Raw genomic sequence first — 19,308 nt, 5'->3', positions numbered from 1 at the left:
TTCGCCTCATGCTCGCCCACAGCGTGCACTTCGCGCTGGTGGCGGCCGGACTGGCCGGACTCGGGGCACTGCTGGCGCCGACCGTCGCCCACCGCTCGCGTCCCCGCCCGGCCCGTGACACCCACGACGCCCGCGTCGGCGCCCTGCGCGCGGCGGTCGCCCGGTACGCCGCCGAGGGATCGGTCCACGCCCTGCGCACGCCGGAGCGGGGCGCCGTGCTGGAGTCGGCCGGCTCGACCCTCCTGGTGCCGCTCGCGGCGACCAGCAGCCTCGCGGCCGCGAGCGTGCACGCCGCCCTGGTGCCGGCCCACCTCCAGGAGCGGCTGGTGTTCGGAGCGTTCTTCGTGGTCGTCGCCGTGGCCCAGCTGGCCTGGGCCGACCGGGCGCTGCGTCGTCCGGACGCCGGCCTCCTGCTGGCCGGCGCGGTCGGCAACCTGGCCGTGCTCGTCCTGTGGCTCACCACCAGGACGGTGGGCCTCCCGCTGGCCCTGCTGCCCGAGCCGGAGGCCGTCGGCGCGTGGGACGTCACGTGCGCGGCGTTCGAGGTCGTCGTGGTCGGCGCCTGCGTGGCCGGCATCCGCCTGGCCCGGGAGGGCCGCGACGTGCGCCCGGCGGCGCCCTGGCGCGAGTGGAGCCCGGTCGTCCACGGCTGGGCGGCGCTCGTGGCCACCCTCCTGGTCGCCCTCGCCATCGGCGGCGGGGGGCACTGAGATGGTGTGGCAGATCAGCGCCGTGGCCAACGCGGTCATCGCGGCGGCGTACCTCCTCATCACGCTGGCGATCGTCGTGCCGCTGGCGCGCAGCAACCAGCTCCGGTCGAACCCCCTCGGTGCCGCGACGGCCGCGATCTTCTTCACCTGCGCGGTCCACCACGGCTCCCACGCCGTGCACATGGTGCTGCCGTCGCTCGGGGTGACCGACCCGCGCGGCCTGGCCTTCCGCCAGGCGTGGGACTGGCCGCTGGCGATGTGGGACGTGATCGGCGCGATCGTGGCGGCGTACTACTGGTCGCTGCGACGCAGCTACTCCTCGCTCATGCAGGGCGCCAAGCTCTTCGACGACCTGCGCCAGCGCGAGCAGCAGGCGCTCGAGCTCAACGACAGCGTGCTGCAGGGCCTGGTCGTGGCGAAGATGGCGCTCGACCTGGACCAGACCGACCGCGCGCAGGCCGCGCTCACCACCGCGATCGACTCGGCGAGCCGGATCATCACCGACCTGCTCGGCAGCGAGCACCAGTCGCTGAAGCTTCTGCGCAGCGCCCCCGCTGCGGTCCACCACGAGCGCCCGGAGGACGCGTCATGACCACAGCCGTCCTGCCCCGGGTGGTGCTCGTCGACGACACCGCCGACCTCCGCCAACTCCTCCGCATCGCGCTGGGCCGCGTCGGCTTCGACGTCGTGGGCGAGGCCGGCGACGGCGCCGCCGGGATCGAGGTGGCGCGTGAGCAGGAGCCCGACCTGGTCGTCCTCGACCTCTCGATGCCGGTCATGGACGGGCTCGAGGCGCTGCCGCACATCCGGGCCGCGTGCCCCCGAGCGGCGATCGTCGTGCTGTCGGGCTTCGGGGCCAACCAGATGACCGAGCGGGCCCTGGCCCGTGGCGCCGACGGCTACATCCAGAAGGGCGCGCCGCTGAGCGAGGTGGTCGACCGGCTCGGGGAGGCACTCGCCCGGCGCGGGTCGGCGACGGCCGCCTCCGCCAACGCACCGGCGCACCGGGCCGAGGACCGGGCCGAGGACCGGGGCGACGGCGCGGAGGCCGGCCGGGATGCGACCTCGCCGCCGGCCGACATCGCCGAGCTCGCCCCGGTGGCGCTGCTCGAGGTCGCCGACGAGGCGGAGCTGCCGCTGCGCTGGGCGAACACCGCCGCCCACCGACTGCTGGGTGCGGCGCTCGCGCCCGGCAGCCCGGTCGGCCAGGCCTCGGCCGAGCTCGCGGCGTTCCTCCGCGGGCACCGCGTCGACGCGGACACGGCCGTCGACCTGGACCTCGGCGAGCTGCGGGTCCAGGCGACGCTGCGCCGCGGCTCGTCCGGGGCGCTGCTGGTCTACCTCGACCCGACGGCCGCGGACGCGGCGGCGCTGCGGCGTGCCATCGCCACCACGGCCCACGAGATCCGCGGACCGGTCAGCGTCATCTGCGGCGCGGCCGAGACCCTCGAGCACCCCGGCGACCTGGACGCCGAGGCGGTGACCGACCTCACCGGCGCGATGGCGCGCCAGGCGCGGATCCTCGACGGCATCACCACCGACCTGCTGACGACCGCGCAGGCCCAGCACGGGACGCTGCGCCTCGAGCTGGCCGACGTCCGGCCCGCCGACCTCGCCGCGGCCGTCCTCGCCGGCGGGTACGACGCGGCGCTCACCGTCTCCGACGAGCGGACCGTGCGCGCCGACCCGCGCCGCCTGGAGCAGGTGCTCACCAACCTGCTCACTAACGCCGTCAAGTACGGCCGGCCGCCGGTCGAGGTGCGGGTCCGGCCGGCCGGCGACCGGGTCGCGATCGACGTCGTCGACCACGGCGACGGCGTCGCGGAGGGGTTCCGTGACCGGCTCTTCCAGGAGTTCGCCCGCGCCGACGGCGCCCCCGCCACCGGCACCGGGCTCGGCCTCCACGTGGTGCGGTCCATCGCCGAGGCGCACGGGGGCACGGCGTCGTACGCACCGGGCGCCGGCGGCGGCTCGGTCTTCACCGTCGAGCTGCCGGCGGTCTGACCGGCCGAACGCGCCCGGGTCTCGCTCCGCCGCGCGTCGTCGTCGTTTCACCACGGTATGCAGGCGAACCTGCACCTCCCACGGCGTGCAGACCGTGGGAGGTGCAGGTTCGACAACAGACCATGATGAAACAACAGCGGCCCTCGACCGGGACCGCGCCGACCATCTGCCAGCGACCGGCAGGCAGGCAGACAGCACCTCTCAGCGGCTGCTGCGGCGCCAGATGACCAGCGACTGGCCGGGCTCGGGCCGATGCAGGACCGGGAGCTTGTTGCCGGCCCCCTCGGCGCGCGGGGTGGCGAGCGCCTGGCGCAGCGCCTGCCGGGTCGCCTCGAGCTCGGCGACCAGCTCCTCGTTGCGCGCCGCGAGCGCCGCGACCCGGTTCTCCAGGTCGAGGATCCGGCGGACGCCCTCGATGCCGATGCCCGCGGAGGTCAGCTCGGAGATCTCGCGCAGCAGCTCGATGTCGCGCGCCGAGTAGCGCCGGCCGCCGCCCACGGTGCGGCCGGGCCGGATCAGGCCCATCCGCTCGTAGGTCCGCAGCGTCTGCGGGTGCAGCCCGCTGAGCTCGGCAGCGACGCTGATCACGAAGACGGCGGCGTCGGGGCCGGGTGGCTCGAACGGCGTACGGCGGGCCGGCATCAGGCGTCCTCGAAGAGCCCGGACCGCAGCGGGCGCCCGGCGGTCGCGGCACGGTAGGCCTGCACCGCCTCGCGGGCGGTGGCGTCGAGCACGGCGGGCACCTGGACCTCGACGGTCGCGAGCAGGTCGCCCCTGGTGCCGTCGGACTTCGTGGCGCCCTTGCCCCGCACGCGGAAGGTGCGGCCGTTGGGCGTGCCGGGCGGCACCTTGAGGGTGACCGGGCCGCCGCCCAGGGTCGGCACCTTGATCTCCGCTCCCAGCGCGAGCTCGTCGAAGGAGACCGGCACGTCCAGGGTGAGGTTGTCCCCCTTGCGGCCGAAGATCCGGTGCGGCGAGACCTTGACGGTGACGAACAGGTCACCCGCCGGACCGCCGTTCTCGCCCGCGCCGCCCTTGCCGCGCAGCCGGATCCGCTGGCCGTCCCTCACCCCCGCCGGGATGCGCGCTTGGATCGTCCGCGCGGACATGCCCCGGCCGCTGCCGTGGCAGGTCGGGCAGGCCTCGTCGTAGACGAGCTGGCGTCCGCCGCAGCGCGGGCAGGTCTCGTTGATGGAGAACGCGCCACCGGCGGAGGCGATCACGAACCCGGCACCCTCGCACTCGGGGCAGACCTTCGGCTTGGTGCCGGGCTTGCCCCCGGTGCCGTGGCAGTCGGGGCAGGCGGCGTCGGAGGTCAGCCGGAGCGAGATCGTGACGCCGTCGATCGCGTCGGTGAACCCGATCGTGGCGCTGGTCTCGACGTCCTGGCCCTTGACCGGCCGGTTGCGCTGCTGGCGCCGCCCGCCACCACCGAAGCCGCCGCCGAAGAGGTCGCCGAACATGTCGCCGAGGCCGCCGCCACCACCGCGTGCCGCCTGGTCGCGGAGCAGGTCGTCGAGGTTGAAGCCGCCCTGCCCGCCGCCCCCGCCGAAGCCGCCGCGGAACGCGCCGGAGCCGTAGAGCTCGCGCATCTCGTCGTACTTCGTGCGCTTCTCGGGGTCGCCGACCACGTCGTAGGCCTCGGCCACCGCCTTGAACTTGTCGTGCTTCGCCCGGCTTTCAGCAGAGTCGCCGGGGTTGGAGTCGGGGTGGTTCGCCCGTGCCAGCTTGCGGTAGGCCTTCTTGATCTCGTCGGCCGAGGCGTCCTTCTTGACGCCCAGCACGGCGTAGAAGTCCTTCTGGGCCCAGTCGGCCCGGAACCCGTCCGTGGTGCTCACGTGCTCACCCCCCTCCTCCTCGTGGTGGTCCTCGTCGTCGTTGTCGTGTGGTGCCGGTGGGTCACTCAGCCGTCTGCGGGGCCGCCGGGGCCGCCGGGGCCGCCGGGTCGACGACCAGCACCTGGGCCGCCCGGACGACGCGGTCGCCGATCCGGTAGCCGGCCTTGGCGATCACCCGGCAGGTGGTCACGGTGACCTCGGGGTCCTCGCCGACGTGGCTGAGGGCCTCGTGCAGCGCGGGGTCGAACGGGTCGCCGGGCTGCCCGAACTTGGCCAGCCCGAGACGCTCGACGGTGCGCTCGAGCTGCTCGGCGACGGACTTGAACCCGCCCTCGAGCTCGCCGTGCTCGCGGGCCCGGTCGATGGTGTCGAGCACCTCGACGATGGGCGCGAGCGCGGCGTACGTCGCGTTCTCCCGCACCAGCTCCCGGTCGCGCTCGACCCGACGCTTGTAGTTGACGAACTCGGCCTGCAGGCGCTGGAGGTCGTTGGTCAGCTCGCCGACGGCGCGCTGCGCGACCGCGAGGTCGTCCTCGACCTCCTCCTCGGCGGCCTGCTCGTCGGCCAGGGACTCCTCCACGGCCGGCGCCCCGGCCGGAGGAGCAGGGGGCTCCTGCTCCTCCGGCACGGGGACGACCTGCTCGTCCTGGGACGGCTCGGTCACTTGGCCTCGCCCTCGGCGTCGTCGGCCTCGTCGACGATCTCGGCGTCCACGACGTCGTCGTCGGCCGCTCCGGTCGAGCCGTCGGTGCCGCCGGCGGCGGCCGCGTCGGCCTCGGCGGCGGCGTACATCGCCGCACCCATCTTCTGGCTGGACTCACCGAGCTTGGTGATGCCGGCCTGGAGCGCCTCCGCGGACGCCTCGGCGTCCTCGAGGGTCGCCTTGAGCGCGTCGACGTCGGCCTGGACCTCGGTCTTCACGTCGTCGGGGAGCTTGTCGGCGTTGTCGGTGAGGAACTTCTCGGTCGTGTAGACGAGCTGGTCGGCCTGGTTGCGGGTCTCGACCGCCTCGCGACGCTTGGCGTCCTCCTCGGCGTACTGCTCGGCCTCGCGGACCATCCGGTCGATGTCGTTCTTCGACAGCGCGGAGCCGCCGGAGATCGTCATCGACTGCTCCTTGCCGGACGCCTGGTCCTTCGCGGTCACGTGCACGATGCCGTTGGCGTCGATGTCGAAGGTGACCTCGATCTTCGGCACGCCACGCGGCGCCGGCGGCAGGCCGGTCAGCTCGAAGTTGCCGAGCGGCTGGTTCTGCGACCACATCTGTCGCTCGCCCTGGGCGACCTTGATCTCGACCGACGGCTGGTTGTCGTCCGCGGTGGTGAAGATCTCCGACCGCTTGGTCGGGATCGTCGTGTTGCGCTCGATCAGCGTGGTCATCACGCCGCCCTTGGTCTCGATGCCCAGGCTCAGCGGGGTCACGTCGAGCAGCAGGACGTCCTTGACCTCGCCCTTGAGGACGCCGGCCTGCAGGGCGGCGCCGACGGCGACGACCTCGTCCGGGTTCACGCCCTTGTTGGGCTCCTTGCCGCCGAGCAGCTCCTTGACCAGCTCGGTCACGGCCGGCATCCGGGTCGAGCCGCCCACCAGGACCACGTGGTCGATGTTCGCGACGCTCACGCCGCCGTCCTTGAGCACGCTCTGGAACGGCGCCTTGGTGCGGTCGAGCAGGTCGGAGGTGAGCTTCTGGAACTCGCTGCGGGTCAGCTTCTCCTCGAAGTGCAGCGGGCCGGACTCGCCGTGGGTGATGTACGGGAGGTGGATCGTGGTCTCGGAGGACGAGGACAGCTCGATCTTCGCCTTCTCCGCGGCCTCCTGCAGGCGCTGCTTGGCGATCTTGTCGGCGCCGAGGTCGACGCCGTTGTTGTCCTTGAACTTCTTGACCATCCACTCGACGATCCGGGCGTCCCAGTCGTCGCCACCGAGGTGGTTGTCGCCGGAGGTCGCCTTGACCTCGACGACGCCCTCGCCGATCTCGAGCAGGGACACGTCGAAGGTGCCGCCGCCGAGGTCGAAGACGAGGATGGTCTGGTCGTCGCCCTTGTCGAGGCCGTAGGCCAGCGCGGCCGCGGTCGGCTCGTTGACGATCCGGCTCACGTTGAGGCCGGCGATCTCGCCCGCCTCCTTGGTGGCCTGGCGCTGGGCGTCGGAGAAGTACGCCGGCACCGTGATCACCGCGTCGGTGACCGTCTCGCCGAGGTAGGCCTCCGCGTCGCGCTTGAGCTTCTGCAGCACGAACGCGCTGATCTGCTGCGGGGTGAAGGTCTTGTCGTCGATCTTGACGTTCCAGTCGGTGCCCATGTGGCGCTTGACCGACCGGATCGTCCGGTCCACGTTGGTCACGGCCTGGCGCTTGGCGACCTCGCCGACCAGCACCTCGCCGGACTTGGCGAACGCGACGACCGACGGGGTGGTGCGGGCGCCTTCCGCGTTCGCGATGACGGTGGGCTCGCCACCCTCCAGGACGGCGACGACGCTGTTCGTCGTGCCGAGGTCGATGCCGACCGCACGTGCCATGTGTGTGCTACCTCCGCTTGTTGGTCGGCCCCGGTGGCCGATCCGCTACTTGAGTCCGATCGACTCAAGTTCTATCACCCGGTTCAACGCAGGACGCGGTCGGGGTTGTTCCCGATCACCCGACGAACTTCTCGACCAAGCCGATCCGGGACAGACCGGGTACGTCGGCGAGCGGGATCCAGCGCGCCTCGTCGGTCGTGCCGTCGAGCTCCGCGGCCAGCTCGCCGCCGACGACCCGCGCCTCGAACACCACCCGGACGTTCTTCTGCCAGCGTCCCGACCCGTCGAGGCGACGCCCCGGCTCGACCACGAAGGTGTCGACCCCGAGCAGCCGACCGAGGACGACGTCGTACCCGGTCTCCTCGCGGACCTCCCTGACGGCGCCCTCCTCCGAGGTCTCCAGCAGGTCCACGCCGCCTCCGGGCAGCGTCCACATCGGGGGGTCGACCTCGTTCCAGAGGGCGAGCAGGACGTGGTCGTCGCGGACGACGACGGCGTACGCCGCCAGCCGGGTGTCGTAGTCGGTGAAGTCGGGCGAGGAGTCCATGGGGGAATGATCTGCCCCCGGAATGGTGATGACACACGTATGACCGTCCCGAACATCACCCTCAACAACGGCACGACGATCCCTCAGCTGGGCTTCGGCGTCTTCCAGGTGCCTCCGGCCGAGACCGCGGCGGTGACCGCCCAGGCGCTCGAGGCCGGCTACCGGCACATCGACACCGCGCAGATGTACCGGAACGAGGCCGGTGTCGGCGAGGCCATCCGCGCGTCCGGACTGCCCCGCGAGGAGGTCTACGTCACCAGCAAGCTCAACAACGGCTTCCACCGGCCCGACGACGCGCGCCGCGCCTTCGACGAGTCGATGGAGCGCCTGGGCCTGGACCGGATCGACCTCTTCCTCATCCACTGGCCGCTGCCGACGCGGTACGACGGCGACTACGTGTCCACCTGGCGCACCCTCGCGTCGTTCGTGGAGGACGGGCGCGCGGTGTCCGTGGGCGTGTCCAACTTCGAGCCCGCCCACCTGGAGCGGATCATCGGTGAGACCGGCGTGGTCCCGTCGGTCAACCAGGTCGAGGTGCATCCCTACTTCGCCAACGAGGCGGTGCGGGCGGCCTCCCACGAGCACGGCATCGCCGTCGAGGCGTGGTCCCCGATCGCCCAGGGCGCGGTCCTCGACGACGACGTGATCACGCGGATCGCGGCCGCGCACGGCAAGACGCCCTCGCAGGTGACGCTGCGCTGGCACGTCGAGCGGGGCGACATCGTCTTCCCCAAGACGACGCACGTCGAGCGGATGCGCGAGAACCTCGACATCTTCGACTTCTCGCTCACCCCCGACGAGGTCGCCGCGATCAGCGCGCTCGACCGCGGCGAGGACGGCCGGCGCGGGCCGCACCCGGACACCATGGACTGGATCCCCGAGGACTGAGCGGGTCTCGATACGCTCGCTACTCGACCACCGTGGCCGTCGGTGGTCGAGTAGCCGTCGCGAGGAACGAGCGACGGCGTATCGAGACCTCAGGCGTCCAGGGCGCGGCCCCAGGTCTCGAGCAGGCCGGCGAGCCGGGCCCGGTCGTCGGGGGCCAGCATCCCGACGAGCCGGTGCTCGTTGGCGACGTGGGCGGTGAAGGCCTCGTCGATCAGCGCCCGCCCGGCCTCGGTGAGCGCCACGACCCGGCCACGGTGGTCGGCGTCGTGCACGCGGCGGCTCACCCAGCCCTGCTCCTCGCACCGGTCGACCCGTTTGGTGACCGCGCCGGAGGAAACCATCGTGCGGGCGCCGAGCTCACCGGGCGTGAGCTCGAACGGCGGTCCCGTGCGTCGCAGCGTCGCGAGCACGTCGAACTCGCCCTCGCCCAGGCCGTGCGCCGCGTAGACCGCCACCAGCTCCTCGGTGAGTCGCGCGGCGACGCGGTGCAGGCGGCCGATCACGCCCAGCGGCGAGACGTCGAGGTCAGGACGCTCGACGTGCCACTGCGCCATGATCCGGCCGACGTGGTCCAGCTCCGGGGGCGCCGCCATGGAAGCGGAATATATCTCACCGGGAAACTATTCTGTCTTCCATGGAAGAGAATCTGGTCGGGCGCCGCGCGGCGACCCTCGCCCTGGCCGCCCTCGCACCCATCGCCTGGGGCTCGGGCTACTACGTCACCGAGACGTTCCTGCCGCCGGACCGCCCGCTCTTCGGCGCGACGGTCCGCGCGCTGCCCTTCGGCCTGCTGCTCCTGGCCTTCCGGCCCCGGCTCCCCACGGGGATCTGGTGGTGGCGCGCCCTGCTGCTCGGCACGCTGAACATCGGGGCGTTCTTCGTGCTGATCTTCGTGGCGGCGTACCGACTGCCCGGCGGCCTGGCCGCGACCCTGACGGCCACCGCGCCGATCATGATCATGCTCGTCGCCTGGGCGCTGGTCCGGGAGCGGCCGCGGGCCGCCTCGCTCGCCGGGGCGGGCGTCGGGGTGGTCGGCGTCGCGCTGCTGGTCCTGCGGGCCGGGGTCGCCGTGGACCCGGTCGGCGTCGCCGCCTCCCTGGGCGCGGTCACCATGTCGTCGCTGGGCTTCGTGCTGGTCAAGCGCTGGCGCCCGCCGGTCGACCTCCTGACGTTCACGGCGTGGCAGCTGGTCGCCGGCGGGCTGGTCCTGCTGCCGGTCGCCCTGCTGGTCGAGGGCCCGCCACCGGCGCTCGACGCACCCGCCGTCGCCGGGTTCCTCTACCTCGGCCTGGTCGGCACCGTGCTGGCGTACGTCGTGTGGTTCCGCGGGCTGCGGCGGCTCCCGGCCGCGGCGGTCTCGCTGGTCGGCCTGCTCAACCCGGTCTCGGGCACCCTGATCGGGGTGGCCCTGGCGGGCGAGGCACTCGGCGCCACCCAGGTCGTCGGCCTGCTGCTCGTGCTCGCCGGGATCCTGGCCGGCCAGCCGGCGGTGCTCGACCGGCTGCGTCGCGGTCCGCGGACCGACCGCGCCGCGGCCCCGGCGGTCGCCGTCAGCCGATCGTGACCTTGACGACGTTGGACTGGAGCTTGCTGTCGGAGTCGACCACGCGGAACTTGTTGACCCCGGGCTGGCTGGTCTGCACCGGGATCTGGAAGGTCTCGCCGCTCACCGACCCGGTCGCCGGGAAGTTCTGCCAGGAGCCGTCCTGGCGGCGCTGCACGGTGAGGATCGCGCCCTCGCCACCCGGGTAGACCCCCGTGAGGTTGAACTGCTGCATCGGCCCGGCCGAGGTCGTCGAGGACGACAGCGAGATCTCCTTGTCCGACGACTTCGACGCGGACGGCGACTTCGACGGGCCCCCCGGGTGCCCACCGCCCGAGGAGCTCTCCTCGGGCGCGAGCGTGATCTGCGGACCCGAGGCGGTGGGGGTCTCCGAGGGGGTGGGGAGGTAGAGCGAGCGGTCGGCGCTCGTGCTGTCGCCACCCCCGTCGCCCCCCAGGCCCAGGACCCGGGAGCCGGCGTAGACCAGCAGCCCGAGGACCAGCCCGACGACGACGGCCACCCCCACGAGCGCGACCAGGCCGGCCACGATCGGGTGCTCGCGGTCGGGACGCTCGGGGAGCTGCTCGGACATGCCCCCATTGTCCGCACGACGCCTGACGAGGGCCAACCGGGAGGGGGGACGACGCTCCTATGGTTCGTCAAGTGGTGATGGGGCGGTTTTCGAGTAGGCGGTAGAGGTCTCTGGCGATGTAGCGCTTGAGGCATCGTTTGATCTCTCGTGGTGTCTTGCCTTCGGTGGTGCGGCGAGCGACGTAGTCGCGGGTGTCCTGGTCGTAGCGGATGCGTGAGAGCGCGATGGTGTGCAGGGCCCTGTTGAGTTGGCGGTCGCCGTAGCGGTTGAGCCGGTGTCGGGTGGTGATCTTGCCGCTGTTGGCCTTGATGGGGGCGACGCCGGCGAGCTTGGCGAACGCGGCTTCGGAGTGGATGCGACCGGGGTGGGACCAGGCGCACAGGACGGTCGCGGCCACGATGGGTCCGATGCCGGGCTGCGCGAGCAGGTCGGGTCGCCACCGGCCGACGATGGTCTTGATCGCCTTCTGATGGTCGGCGGCCTCCTGGGCGAGGGCCTGGGCGCGGCGGGCCAGGGACCGCAGGGCGGTGACCGTGGTGGTGGTCTCGGTGTCCCAGGAGGCGTGGGTTCGCAGGGCAGCGGCAGTCTTGATCATCGCGGGCAGCTGTTGGCCACGGAACCGGTCACGGATCTGCTCGGGGGCAGCGATGACCAGGCTGAACACCTGCCGCTGTGCGTCGGTGCCGGCCTGGACCGCGGAGCGTCGTGCAGCCAGCAGCACCGATAGGGCTTGGCGTTCCCCGCCCTGGCGCGGGGTGCCCCACCGGGGTCGCGCGAGCGCCTCGCGGGCAGCACGGACCGCGTCGAGGGGGTCGGACTTCTCCCCGTTGCGGCGTTGGGCCCGCTCGGGACGGTCGAGCTCGATGACCAGCTCCTCACCGCGAGCCAGGTGGTGGGCCAGGCCCGCGCCGTGACAGCCGGTGCCCTCGATCGCCCAGGCGCGCAGCACCGCGTGTTGGTCAGCGAACTCCACCAGCTGGGCGTAGCCCTCGGCGTTGGCTTCGACGGTGATCTCGTCGAGCACCCCACCGGTGCGGACGTCGATGGCGGCCGCGGCGTGGGTGTCGACGTGGGTGTCGACGCCGATCACGACGTCGACCAGATCACTTAGATCGGTCAGACTGGTCATGCGTTCCTCCTTGCCTGGGAGCGGATGTGGATCCGGTCCGGGCGGAGAAATCGGCAGGACTGTGATGAGACACGACGGGTGGGTCAACACCCGACGGTCAAGCTCCTGATCAGGCCAGCTACTCCGACCCGGGCCGGGGCCGAGGACCACGAGCGGACAAGTCGCCCCAAGGGCACGAAGCCAGTCATCCGACGGGTCACACCCGCAGCCCTCGACCCACAGCCCAGCACCATCAGGCTGCCAACGGAATCCTCACAGTCATGCGAGGTGGCCGCGCAGGCAGCCACCACGGATGACATCCGGCGGCGCCCCCCCCCGGGACGTCATCCGGCGTGGTCGCCGGGGCAGCCACCACGGATGACATCCGGCGGCGCCCCCCCGGGACGTCATCCGGCGTGGTCGCTGGGCCAGCCACCACGGATGACATCCGGCGGCGGCCCCCCGAGACGTCATACGGCGTGGTCGCGCGGGCAGCCACCTCGCATGACATCCGGCCGGGCGGCCACCCCGGGGAGGTCATCCACCACACCAGGGCGCAGGACGTCGTCAGCGGGGCTCGAGCACCACCACCGGGATCTCGCGGTCGGTCCAGCGGGCGTACTTCGCGAAGTCCGCGTAGAGCTCGACGAGCCGGGGCCACAGTTCCGCGCGCTCGTCCGGCGTCGCGGTGCGGGCCCGCACCCGGCGTACCCCCTCCCCGCGCAGCCGGACCGTCGTGTCGGGGTGCGCGACCAGGTTGGGGTACCACTGCGGGTTCTTCGGCAGCCCGCCCTGCGAGGCGACGACGACCAGGTCCGGCCCGTCCTCCAGGTAGAGCAGCGGTGTCGTGAAGGTCCGGCCGGACCTCCGCCCGACGTGGTCGAGCAGTAGGGTGGGGACCGGCTTGCGGAACCCGGCGCCGATGCGCCACCTCGAGCCGATCCGGCCGTTGGTCAGCCGGAAGACCCGCACTTGGGCGCGCGCCATGTGCTTGATGATCCGCGCCGTGACCGGGGAGTCCAGCCCGTCGGGGCGGTCCTCGGGCAGCCCCAGGCCCACCGTCAGATGCCCCGCTTCCAGACGATCTCCTCGTGCAGCCGCCGGCTCCGCCAGCCGTCGGGCGTGCGCACGAACGTGTGGTGGTAGAGCCCGCCGAACTCCACGACCGTCTGCCCGCCGCGACCATCGTCCATCGGCATCGGGTTGTGGAAGTACGCCGTGACCAGCGCCTCGTCGCTGGTGCCCTCGGCGTCGAAGGTGATGGCGACCTGGGCCAGCGAGTGCATCCGCTTCGGGAAGAACGCCGGCAGCACCTCGGCGAGCCACGCCTTCACCGCCGGGAACGTGTCGGCGATGCCGCCGGACTCGGTGTAGTCGATCTCCGCGTCGGGGGTGAAGACGGTGTCGAGCAGGTCCCACTCACCGGTGTCGATGCCACGGGTGTAGCGGACGACGGCGCCCTCGATCTCGAGCCGGTCGCTGATCTCCTGGAGGTCCACGGACGAACTCTGGCAGAAAACTGGAACACGTTCTACCCTTCGATACACCGGCTCGTTCTCGCCGGCACTCAGGGACCGAAGGACAAGAATGCGATTCAGCTACGCCGAGGCGATGACGCAGGCGACGTACTACGCACCGCTGGCGCAGGCGGCCGAGGCGGCCGGCTACACGAGCATGACCGTGGCCGACAGCCTCATCTACCCGAAGGACTCCGACTCCAAGTACCCCTACACCGACACCGGTGACCGGGAGTTCCTCGAGGGCAAGGAGTTCATCGAGACGATGATCCTGTGCGCGCACCTGTTCGCGCACACGACCACGCTGCGGCTGACGCCGTTCGTCCTCAAGCTGCCGATCCGCCCGCCGGTGCTCGTGGCCAAGCAGGCCTCCTCGCTGGCGTTCCTCTCCGGCGGCCGCCTCGGCCTCGGTGTCGGCATCTCGCCGTGGCCCGAGGACTTCGACGCGCTCGGCGTCGACTGGGCCCGGCGCGGGAAGCGGATGGACGAGTGCATGGACATCCTGCGCGGGCTCACCACCGGCGAGTTCTTCGAGTACCACGGCGAGTTCTACGACGTCGAGGCGCTCAAGCAGTGCCCGGCCGCCCCGTCGAGGATCCCGCTGCTGGTCGGCGGGCACGCGGACGCGGCGCTGCGCCGGGCCGTGCGGAAGGGCGACGGCTGGATGCACGCCGGCGGCGACGGCGAGGAGCTCGACCGGCTGCTCACCCGGCTCGCCGAGATCCGCGCCGAGGAGGGCGACACCCGCGACGACTTCGAGGTGCACGTCATCTCCTACGACGCCTACACCCTCGACGGGATCAAGCGGCTGGAGGACAAGGGCGTCACCGACTGCATCGTCGGGTTCCGGGTGCCCTACATCAAGGGCCCGGACACCGAGCCGCTGGAGAAGAAGATCGAGCACCTCGAGCGCTACGCCGAGCAGATCATCGCGAAGCTCTGATGTCCGACCTCACCACGCCGCTCCAGGACGCCATCGCCGAGGCGGAGAAGCTGATCGAGGGCGCGTCCTTCATCCGCACCGAGCAGGACCTCCTCGAGGGCTACGACTACCTCGCGGGTCGGATCCGGATGGCGATGCAGATGGCCTTCGACCACGATCTCGACCGGCCGCTGTTCATCAACCCGACCCACCAGTTCTCCCGGCAGGGCCTGGACAACCCCGACGCGATCTACTTCAACGCCTACCTCAAGGAGGGCGTCGAGTACGTCGTCCGCGGCGTGCGCGGCACCACGGCCGACCTCTCCTTCCAGGTCATGGGCGGCGCCTACACCGCCGACTCCGCGGCCACGTCGATGCTCGCCTTCGACGACCGCGAGCTCGACATCGCCGACGACGGCTCCTTCGAGTTCACCTACGTCGCGGAGCCGGGCGCGAAGACGATGATCGTGCGCGAGGTCTACAACGACTGGGACAACGAGGAGCGCGGGCGGCTCTGGATCGAGCGCACCGACACGGTCGGCCTGCCCGCGAAGCCACTGACCCGCGCCCGCCTGGCGCAGCAGTACGAGGTCGCCGCGAAGCTCCTGACCGGCTCGATCCAGACCTGGTTCGCCTTCCCCCAGTTCTTCGAGCGCAAGGAGCCGGCCAACCGGCCGACGGCACCGCAGTCCACCCCGGGCGGGCTGTCCTCCCAGCGGTCCTCGATCGGCCACTACGAGCTGGCCGAGGACGAGGCGCTCGTGGTCACCGTCCCCGAGTGCACCGACTGCGCCTACCAGGCGATCCAGATCGGGTCGGACTGGTACGTCTCGACCGACTACGAGACCCACCAGACCTCGCTCACCAAGGCGCAGGCCGTCACCGACCCCGACGGGATGATGCGGTTCGTGATCTCCGAGCGCCCGCCGGGCGGTGCGCCGATCGCCAACTGGCTCGAGACCACCGGCCACCGGACCGGGTCGATCATGCTGCGCTGGCAGCGACTCGAGCGCGACCTCGGCCCCGAGGACGGGCCGGTCGCCGAGGTCGTCCCGCTCGCCGACGTACCGTCCCGCCTCCCGCACCTCTCCCCGCTCACCACCGAGGAGTACGCCACGCGCATCGCCGCCCGGCAGCGGGCGGTGGCCCGACGGATGATCTCCTGAGACTCGTGGCCATTCTTCCCGAGACCGACCTCCGACGGATCGAGCAGTGGGCGGCCGCGCAGTGGCCGGAACGTTTCCGCGACGAGGTGTTCTGGGAGGTGCACACGCGCGGGCGCAACGTGACGGTGTGCGAGACGCGCGCACCGTGGGGCGGTGGGACCGACTGGACGCACCAGAGCCTCGCCCAGCTGCGCTACCGACCGGAGACGTCCGACTGGGCGCTCCACTGGGCGGACCGGAACTCGCGCTGGCACGTCTACGACCCCGACGGCTTCCCCGTCATCGGGACCGCCGCCGAGCTGCTGGCCGAGATCGACCGCGACCCGACTGCGATCTTCAAGGGCTGAGCGGCCCGCGGCGTACGGCGACGTACGAGAGTGCCGGAACGGGTGGCCGGGCGAGCGCGAGGAGCCGCACGGGAAGCGACTTCGGCACGTCGGCGTACGAGGACGCTCGACCCGATGGTGAACCGCCCCGGCTCAGACCTTGGCGAGGATGCCGGCGTCGACCGGAAGCGCGACCCCGGTGATATAGCGGGCCTCGTCCGAGGCCAGGAACAGGACGGCGTTCGACACGTCCCGCGGCTCGACCCAGGGCACCGGGAGCGCGTTCGTGGCGATCGAGACGTCGACGATGTCGTCGCGACCCGGCGACTCCAGGTCGGGTCGGAACATGCGGAAGATCTCGTCGTTCATGATCATCGGGGTGTCGACCTGCGTCGGGTTGACGCTGTTGACCCGGATCCAGTGCGGCGCCAGCTCGTTGGCGAAGGTGCGGGTCAGCCCCGTCACGCCGTGCTTGGCGGCGACGTAGTGGGCGAGGTTGGGCGTGCCCTGCAGTCCCGCCGCCGAGCTGGTCAGCACGATCGAGCCGCCCCGACCGGCGGCGACCAGGTGCGGGACGGCCGCCTTGACGGTGTGCCAGGTGCCGGTCAGGTTGATGTCGATCATCTCCTGCCAGGCCGCCTCGGTGATCTCGTGGCCGGGCGCGTAGCTCGCGATCCCGGCGTTGGCCACCACGATGTCCAGGCCGCCGAGGACGTCGACCCCCAGCGCGAGCTCGCGCGCCAGCAGGTCGAAGTCGCGGACGTCGACCTCGGCGGAGTACGTCGAGCCGCCAGCCGCCCGCACGAGCTCGCAGGTCTCCGCGAGGTCGTCGCGGGTCGCCATGTCGTAGCTCACCGAGGCGACGGGCGCGCAGATGTCGAAGGCGATGACCGACGCACCCTCCTCGGCCAGGCGGACCGCGTGGCTGCGGCCCTGTCCCCGTCCGGCACCGGTGACCAGTGCCACCTTCCCCTCGACGCGTCCCACCTCGAGACCTCCTTCGTCGGTGTCAGCGCACGCCCACGATCGCCTCGGCGATCGAGAGGTAGCGGTCGAGCAACGGGTCGAAGCTGAGCGGGGCCTCCGGCCGGTACCAGGTGGCCACTCCCGCGCACATCGATGCGATGGCCCGGCCCGCGTCGCCGGGGTAGGGCGTGTCGAACACCCCGGTCGAGACCCCCCGGTCGATGATCTCGTCGAGCATCAGCTGCAGCTCGTCACGCCGCTCGAGGTACTTGCGCCGGTTGCCGGGCTCCAGGCTGCGCAGCTCGCTCGTCGACACGATGGCGCCCTTGCGCCGGTAGACGTGGAACAGCAGCATGCTCGAGACCAGGGCGTCGAACTGGGAGCGCGGGTCGTCGTCGGCCTCCGCGACCGCGAAGCGACTGCGCTCGATCAGCTCGTCGACGATGACCATCATCAGGTCGAGCAGGATGTCCTGCTTGGACTTGTAGTGGTGGTAGATCCCGGGCACGGAGAGCCCCGACCGATCGGCGAGCTGGCGCGTCGTGGTCCCGTGGTAGCCCTTCTCGGCGAACACGTCGAGGGCGGCGCCCAGCACCCGCGGCAGGTCCTGCTCGTGGTAGACGCGCCAGTCCTCGTAGGCGTCCGTCGGCAGGACCGTCGAGCCGACGTCCGGGCCGCCGTTGCGCTTGTTCGCGAAGTCGATCAGCCACTTGAGTGCCTGGACGTCGTCGACGGCCCCCATGCTCGCGACCCGGCGGGGCGCTGCGCCCTGGAGGATGCGCTTGACGGGCACCTCGAGCCGCTTGCCCGTCCTCGTGTGGGGCAGTGCGGGGACCACGATGACCTCGTCCGGCACATGGCGCGGTGAGGTCCGGCCGGCGATCGTCTCGATGATCCTCGACCGGAGCCGCTCCTCGTCACCACCGTCGTCCGCGACGACGAAGAGGGGCATCCAGTAGCCACCCTCGGGGAGCTCGACGCCGACCACGAGGCTGTCGGTCACCTCGGGGAGCGACTCGACGGCCTCGTAGATCTCGGCGCTGCCGAGGCGCACGCCGTTGCGGTTGAGGGTCGAGTCGGTGCGGCCGTGGATGATGATCGTCCCGCGCTCGGTGATCGTGATGGCGTCGCCGTGGCGCCACACGCCGGGGAACACGTCGAAGTAGGCGTCGCGGTAGCGCTCCCCCTCGGGGTCGTCCCAGAAGGCGATCGGCATCGACGGCATCGGCTGGGTGATGACCATCTCGCCGGTCTCACCGTCGGGGAGCCGGTTGCCCTTCTCGTCCCAGACCTCGAGTGCGACGCCGAGGGCCGGCCCGCTGATCTCCCCGTCGTAGACCGGCAGGTTGGGTGCGCTGGCGACGAAGATGCCGACGATGTCGGTGCCGCCGCTCATCGACCCCAGCTGCAGGTCGGCGCGGACGTGGTCACGGACCCACTGGTTGCAGCTGGCCGGCAGCACCGATCCCGTGACACCGATCAGCTGGAGCGCCGAGAGGTCGAGGTCGCGGCCCGGCTCGACGCCGTCGCGAGCGCTCGCCTGCAGGTAGCCGGGGCTGGTGCCGAAGACGGTGACGCCGAGCTCCTCCACCAGCCGCCACAGCAGTCCGGTGTCCGGATGCGTCGGGCTGCCGTCGAACAGGACGATGGTGGCTCCGTGGAGCAGCCCGCAGATCTGGGCGTTCCACATCATCCAGTTCGGCGTGGTGAACCAGAAGAAGACGTCGGTCTCCCCGAGATCCATGTGGAAGCCCGGCGAGACCAGCTGCTCGAGCAGGGCGCCCCCGTGGCCGTGCACGATGCCCTTGGGCCGACCGGTGGTGCCCGAGGTGAACAGCACCCAGAGCGGGTGGTCGAAGGGCACGTTCACCGCCGTGCGGACCGGCTTGCTGAAGTGCTGGAGCTGCTCCCAGGTGATGTCGCACGGGGTCTCGTCGTCGCGCGGCACGCCTCCGGTCTCGATCGACACGACGAGTGCGTCGACCGGCAGCAGCACGCGCAGCTCGGCCACCGCCTCGCGCCGGTCGTGCTGCACTCCCTTGAACAGGTAGCCGGTGCCGGCGATGAAGACGGTCGGGTCGAGCTGTCCCAACCGGTCCATCGCCGCCGCCGGCGCGTAGTCCATCCCGGTCTGGGACCACACCGCGCCGAGGGTGGCGGAGGCGAGGAAGGCGACGACGCCCTCGATGCAGTTCGGCAGGTACGCGACCACCCGGTCGCCCTGGCCGACACCCCGGTCGGCCAGGGCGCCGGCCACGGCGGCCACCTGGTCGCGCAGCTGGCCGAAGGTGATCGACTCCCGGTGGCCGTCGTCGCGCACCAGGATGACCGCGTCGCGCTCCGCAGCACCGTGCTTGAGCATCTCCCGGGCGAAGTTCATCGACGCGCCGTGGAACCACCGCGCCCCGGGCATCTCCCGGCCGGAGAGCACCTCGCTCGCCTTGGCGCCGAACTCGACGCCGAAGTAGCGGGCGACCGACTCCCAGAACCGGGCCGGCTCGGCGGCCGACCAGGCGTGCAGCTCGCGATAGTCGCGGGGGTCGTCGAGGCTGACGACGCCCTGGTCCCCGAGCCAGCGGGCGAAGTCGACCACGCGCGAACCGTCGATCTGCTCGGCCGTGGGCGTCCACCCGGCTTCGACGGTCATGTCCGTACCTCCCCGCT

20 protein-coding genes are annotated in these 19,308 nt (G+C 71.8%); 8 read left to right on the top strand and 12 right to left on the bottom strand.

Features of this window, described 5'->3' with window-relative positions; genetic code table 11:
- The first annotated feature begins 8 nt into the window (after positions 1 to 8).
- From ACILRH_RS02555 to ACILRH_RS02545, 3 genes are read left to right on the top strand one after another with little or no spacing between them, the layout of a single operon-like run.
- Positions 9 to 710 (top strand): hypothetical protein, encoded by a 702-nt coding sequence (locus ACILRH_RS02555; protein ID WP_395690567.1) that lies wholly within the window; start codon positions 9 to 11, stop codon positions 708 to 710.
- Position 711: 1 nt separating this feature from the next.
- Positions 712 to 1,302, top strand: a complete 591-nt coding sequence (locus ACILRH_RS02550; protein WP_395690566.1) for a hypothetical protein — start codon at positions 712 to 714, stop codon at positions 1,300 to 1,302.
- Positions 1,299 to 2,714 carry an ATP-binding protein gene (locus tag ACILRH_RS02545; protein WP_395690565.1) on the top strand — a complete coding sequence of 472 codons (1,416 nt, stop codon included), beginning with the start codon at positions 1,299 to 1,301 and terminating at the stop codon, positions 2,712 to 2,714. Before ACILRH_RS02550 ends, ACILRH_RS02545 begins: the two co-directional genes overlap by 4 nt.
- A gap of 201 nt (positions 2,715 to 2,915) precedes the next feature.
- On the opposite strand, the gene ACILRH_RS02540 is transcribed toward ACILRH_RS02545, so the two are convergent.
- The 5 genes from ACILRH_RS02540 to ACILRH_RS02520 all read right to left on the bottom strand — a co-directional run bounded on the left by ACILRH_RS02540 (position 2,916) and on the right by ACILRH_RS02520 (position 7,616).
- Complete coding sequence (locus ACILRH_RS02540) at positions 2,916 to 3,356, bottom strand: heat shock protein transcriptional repressor HspR (protein ID WP_395690564.1); 441 nt, start codon at positions 3,354 to 3,356, stop codon at positions 2,916 to 2,918.
- The gene (dnaJ, locus tag ACILRH_RS02535) at positions 3,356 to 4,552 is read right to left on the bottom strand and encodes a molecular chaperone DnaJ (protein ID WP_395690563.1); all 1,197 of its coding nucleotides are present in this window, start codon (positions 4,550 to 4,552) and stop codon (positions 3,356 to 3,358) included. Before dnaJ ends, ACILRH_RS02540 begins: the two co-directional genes overlap by 1 nt.
- A 61-nt stretch (positions 4,553 to 4,613) precedes the next feature.
- A complete protein-coding gene (gene grpE, locus ACILRH_RS02530) occupies positions 4,614 to 5,216 on the bottom strand; it encodes a nucleotide exchange factor GrpE (protein WP_395690562.1) in 603 nt (200 codons plus the stop codon).
- The gene (gene dnaK, locus ACILRH_RS02525; RefSeq protein ID WP_395690561.1) at positions 5,213 to 7,069 is read right to left on the bottom strand and encodes a molecular chaperone DnaK; all 1,857 of its coding nucleotides are present in this window, start codon (positions 7,067 to 7,069) and stop codon (positions 5,213 to 5,215) included. The genes grpE and dnaK overlap by 4 nt, the downstream gene beginning before the upstream one ends.
- A gap of 115 nt (positions 7,070 to 7,184) precedes the next feature.
- Positions 7,185 to 7,616: an NUDIX hydrolase gene (locus ACILRH_RS02520; protein ID WP_395690560.1), complete on the bottom strand. Its 432-nt coding sequence runs from the start codon at positions 7,614 to 7,616 to the stop codon at positions 7,185 to 7,187.
- A gap of 39 nt (positions 7,617 to 7,655) precedes the next feature.
- Here ACILRH_RS02520 and ACILRH_RS02515 point away from each other — a divergent pair, with 39 nt between their 5' ends.
- Positions 7,656 to 8,504 (top strand): aldo/keto reductase, encoded by an 849-nt coding sequence (locus tag ACILRH_RS02515; protein ID WP_395690559.1) that lies wholly within the window; start codon positions 7,656 to 7,658, stop codon positions 8,502 to 8,504.
- A gap of 89 nt (positions 8,505 to 8,593) precedes the next feature.
- On the opposite strand, the gene ACILRH_RS02510 is transcribed toward ACILRH_RS02515, so the two are convergent.
- Positions 8,594 to 9,097, bottom strand: a complete 504-nt coding sequence (locus tag ACILRH_RS02510; protein ID WP_395690558.1) for a MarR family winged helix-turn-helix transcriptional regulator — start codon at positions 9,095 to 9,097, stop codon at positions 8,594 to 8,596.
- Positions 9,098 to 9,138: 41 nt separating this feature from the next.
- On the opposite strand from ACILRH_RS02510, the gene ACILRH_RS02505 reads away from it, so the two are divergent.
- Positions 9,139 to 10,068, top strand: a complete 930-nt coding sequence (locus tag ACILRH_RS02505; protein ID WP_395690557.1) for an EamA family transporter — start codon at positions 9,139 to 9,141, stop codon at positions 10,066 to 10,068.
- Here the strand turns inward: ACILRH_RS02505 and ACILRH_RS02500 are convergent.
- From ACILRH_RS02500 to ACILRH_RS02485, 4 genes are all read right to left on the bottom strand, one after another.
- Complete coding sequence (locus ACILRH_RS02500) at positions 10,055 to 10,639, bottom strand: hypothetical protein (protein ID WP_395690556.1); 585 nt, start codon at positions 10,637 to 10,639, stop codon at positions 10,055 to 10,057. The genes ACILRH_RS02505 and ACILRH_RS02500 overlap by 14 nt on opposite strands.
- 67 nt (positions 10,640 to 10,706) lie before the next feature.
- Complete coding sequence (locus tag ACILRH_RS02495; RefSeq protein ID WP_395690555.1) at positions 10,707 to 11,768, bottom strand: IS110 family transposase; 1,062 nt, start codon at positions 11,766 to 11,768, stop codon at positions 10,707 to 10,709.
- Between the two features lie 546 nt (positions 11,769 to 12,314).
- Entirely contained in the window at positions 12,315 to 12,806 is a 492-nt protein-coding gene (locus ACILRH_RS02490) for a nitroreductase family deazaflavin-dependent oxidoreductase (RefSeq protein ID WP_395690554.1), read from the bottom strand.
- A 2-nt stretch (positions 12,807 to 12,808) separates the two neighbouring features.
- Entirely contained in the window at positions 12,809 to 13,246 is a 438-nt protein-coding gene (locus ACILRH_RS02485) for a nuclear transport factor 2 family protein (protein WP_395690553.1), read from the bottom strand.
- An 88-nt stretch (positions 13,247 to 13,334) separates the two neighbouring features.
- Between ACILRH_RS02485 and ACILRH_RS02480 the strand changes: the two genes are divergently transcribed.
- Genes ACILRH_RS02480 through ACILRH_RS02470 form a run of 3 tightly spaced genes read left to right on the top strand, consistent with a single transcriptional unit; the run spans position 13,335 to position 15,699 of the window.
- The gene (locus tag ACILRH_RS02480) at positions 13,335 to 14,207 is read left to right on the top strand and encodes a TIGR03619 family F420-dependent LLM class oxidoreductase (protein WP_395690552.1); all 873 of its coding nucleotides are present in this window, start codon (positions 13,335 to 13,337) and stop codon (positions 14,205 to 14,207) included.
- A complete protein-coding gene (locus ACILRH_RS02475) occupies positions 14,207 to 15,352 on the top strand; it encodes a hypothetical protein (protein WP_395690551.1) in 1,146 nt (381 codons plus the stop codon). Before ACILRH_RS02480 ends, ACILRH_RS02475 begins: the two co-directional genes overlap by 1 nt.
- Before the next feature lie 5 nt (positions 15,353 to 15,357).
- Positions 15,358 to 15,699 (top strand): DUF3024 domain-containing protein, encoded by a 342-nt coding sequence (locus ACILRH_RS02470; protein WP_395690550.1) that lies wholly within the window; start codon positions 15,358 to 15,360, stop codon positions 15,697 to 15,699.
- A 132-nt stretch (positions 15,700 to 15,831) separates the two neighbouring features.
- Here the strand turns inward: ACILRH_RS02470 and ACILRH_RS02465 are convergent, their stop codons facing one another.
- A complete protein-coding gene (locus tag ACILRH_RS02465) occupies positions 15,832 to 16,665 on the bottom strand; it encodes a mycofactocin-coupled SDR family oxidoreductase (RefSeq protein ID WP_395690549.1) in 834 nt (277 codons plus the stop codon).
- A gap of 22 nt (positions 16,666 to 16,687) precedes the next feature.
- On the bottom strand, positions 16,688 to 19,291 hold the full coding sequence (locus tag ACILRH_RS02460) for an acetoacetate--CoA ligase (protein ID WP_395690548.1): 2,604 nt from the start codon (positions 19,289 to 19,291) through the stop codon (positions 16,688 to 16,690).
- Positions 19,292 to 19,308 lie beyond the last annotated feature (17 nt).

Source organism: Nocardioides sp. (assembly GCF_044226765.1).
In the GTDB taxonomy this organism is placed as follows: Bacteria; Actinomycetota; Actinomycetes; order Propionibacteriales; family Nocardioidaceae; genus Nocardioides.
The sequence above is the reverse complement of the archived record's forward strand: the minus strand, read 5'-3'. Positions and strand labels throughout refer to the sequence as shown.

What these genes read in the sequence shown, in the direction of transcription:
- ACILRH_RS02555 (WP_395690567.1), top strand. Translation starts at nt 9, where the DNA reads ATGCTCGCCCACAGCGTGCACTTCGCGCTGGTGGCGGCCGGACTGGCC.
- ACILRH_RS02550 (WP_395690566.1), top strand. Translation starts at nt 712, where the DNA reads ATGGTGTGGCAGATCAGCGCCGTGGCCAACGCGGTCATCGCGGCGGCG.
- ACILRH_RS02545 (WP_395690565.1), top strand. Translation starts at nt 1,299, where the DNA reads ATGACCACAGCCGTCCTGCCCCGGGTGGTGCTCGTCGACGACACCGCC.
- ACILRH_RS02540 (WP_395690564.1), bottom strand. Translation starts at nt 3,356, where the DNA reads ATGCCGGCCCGCCGTACGCCGTTCGAGCCACCCGGCCCCGACGCCGCC.
- dnaK (WP_395690561.1), bottom strand. Translation starts at nt 7,069, where the DNA reads ATGGCACGTGCGGTCGGCATCGACCTCGGCACGACGAACAGCGTCGTC.
- ACILRH_RS02520 (WP_395690560.1), bottom strand. Translation starts at nt 7,616, where the DNA reads ATGGACTCCTCGCCCGACTTCACCGACTACGACACCCGGCTGGCGGCG.
- ACILRH_RS02515 (WP_395690559.1), top strand. Translation starts at nt 7,656, where the DNA reads ATGACCGTCCCGAACATCACCCTCAACAACGGCACGACGATCCCTCAG.
- ACILRH_RS02510 (WP_395690558.1), bottom strand. Translation starts at nt 9,097, where the DNA reads ATGGCGGCGCCCCCGGAGCTGGACCACGTCGGCCGGATCATGGCGCAG.
- ACILRH_RS02505 (WP_395690557.1), top strand. Translation starts at nt 9,139, where the DNA reads ATGGAAGAGAATCTGGTCGGGCGCCGCGCGGCGACCCTCGCCCTGGCC.
- ACILRH_RS02500 (WP_395690556.1), bottom strand. Translation starts at nt 10,639, where the DNA reads ATGTCCGAGCAGCTCCCCGAGCGTCCCGACCGCGAGCACCCGATCGTG.
- ACILRH_RS02495 (WP_395690555.1), bottom strand. Translation starts at nt 11,768, where the DNA reads ATGACCAGTCTGACCGATCTAAGTGATCTGGTCGACGTCGTGATCGGC.
- ACILRH_RS02480 (WP_395690552.1), top strand. Translation starts at nt 13,335, where the DNA reads ATGCGATTCAGCTACGCCGAGGCGATGACGCAGGCGACGTACTACGCA.
- ACILRH_RS02475 (WP_395690551.1), top strand. Translation starts at nt 14,207, where the DNA reads ATGTCCGACCTCACCACGCCGCTCCAGGACGCCATCGCCGAGGCGGAG.
- ACILRH_RS02460 (WP_395690548.1), bottom strand. Translation starts at nt 19,291, where the DNA reads ATGACCGTCGAAGCCGGGTGGACGCCCACGGCCGAGCAGATCGACGGT.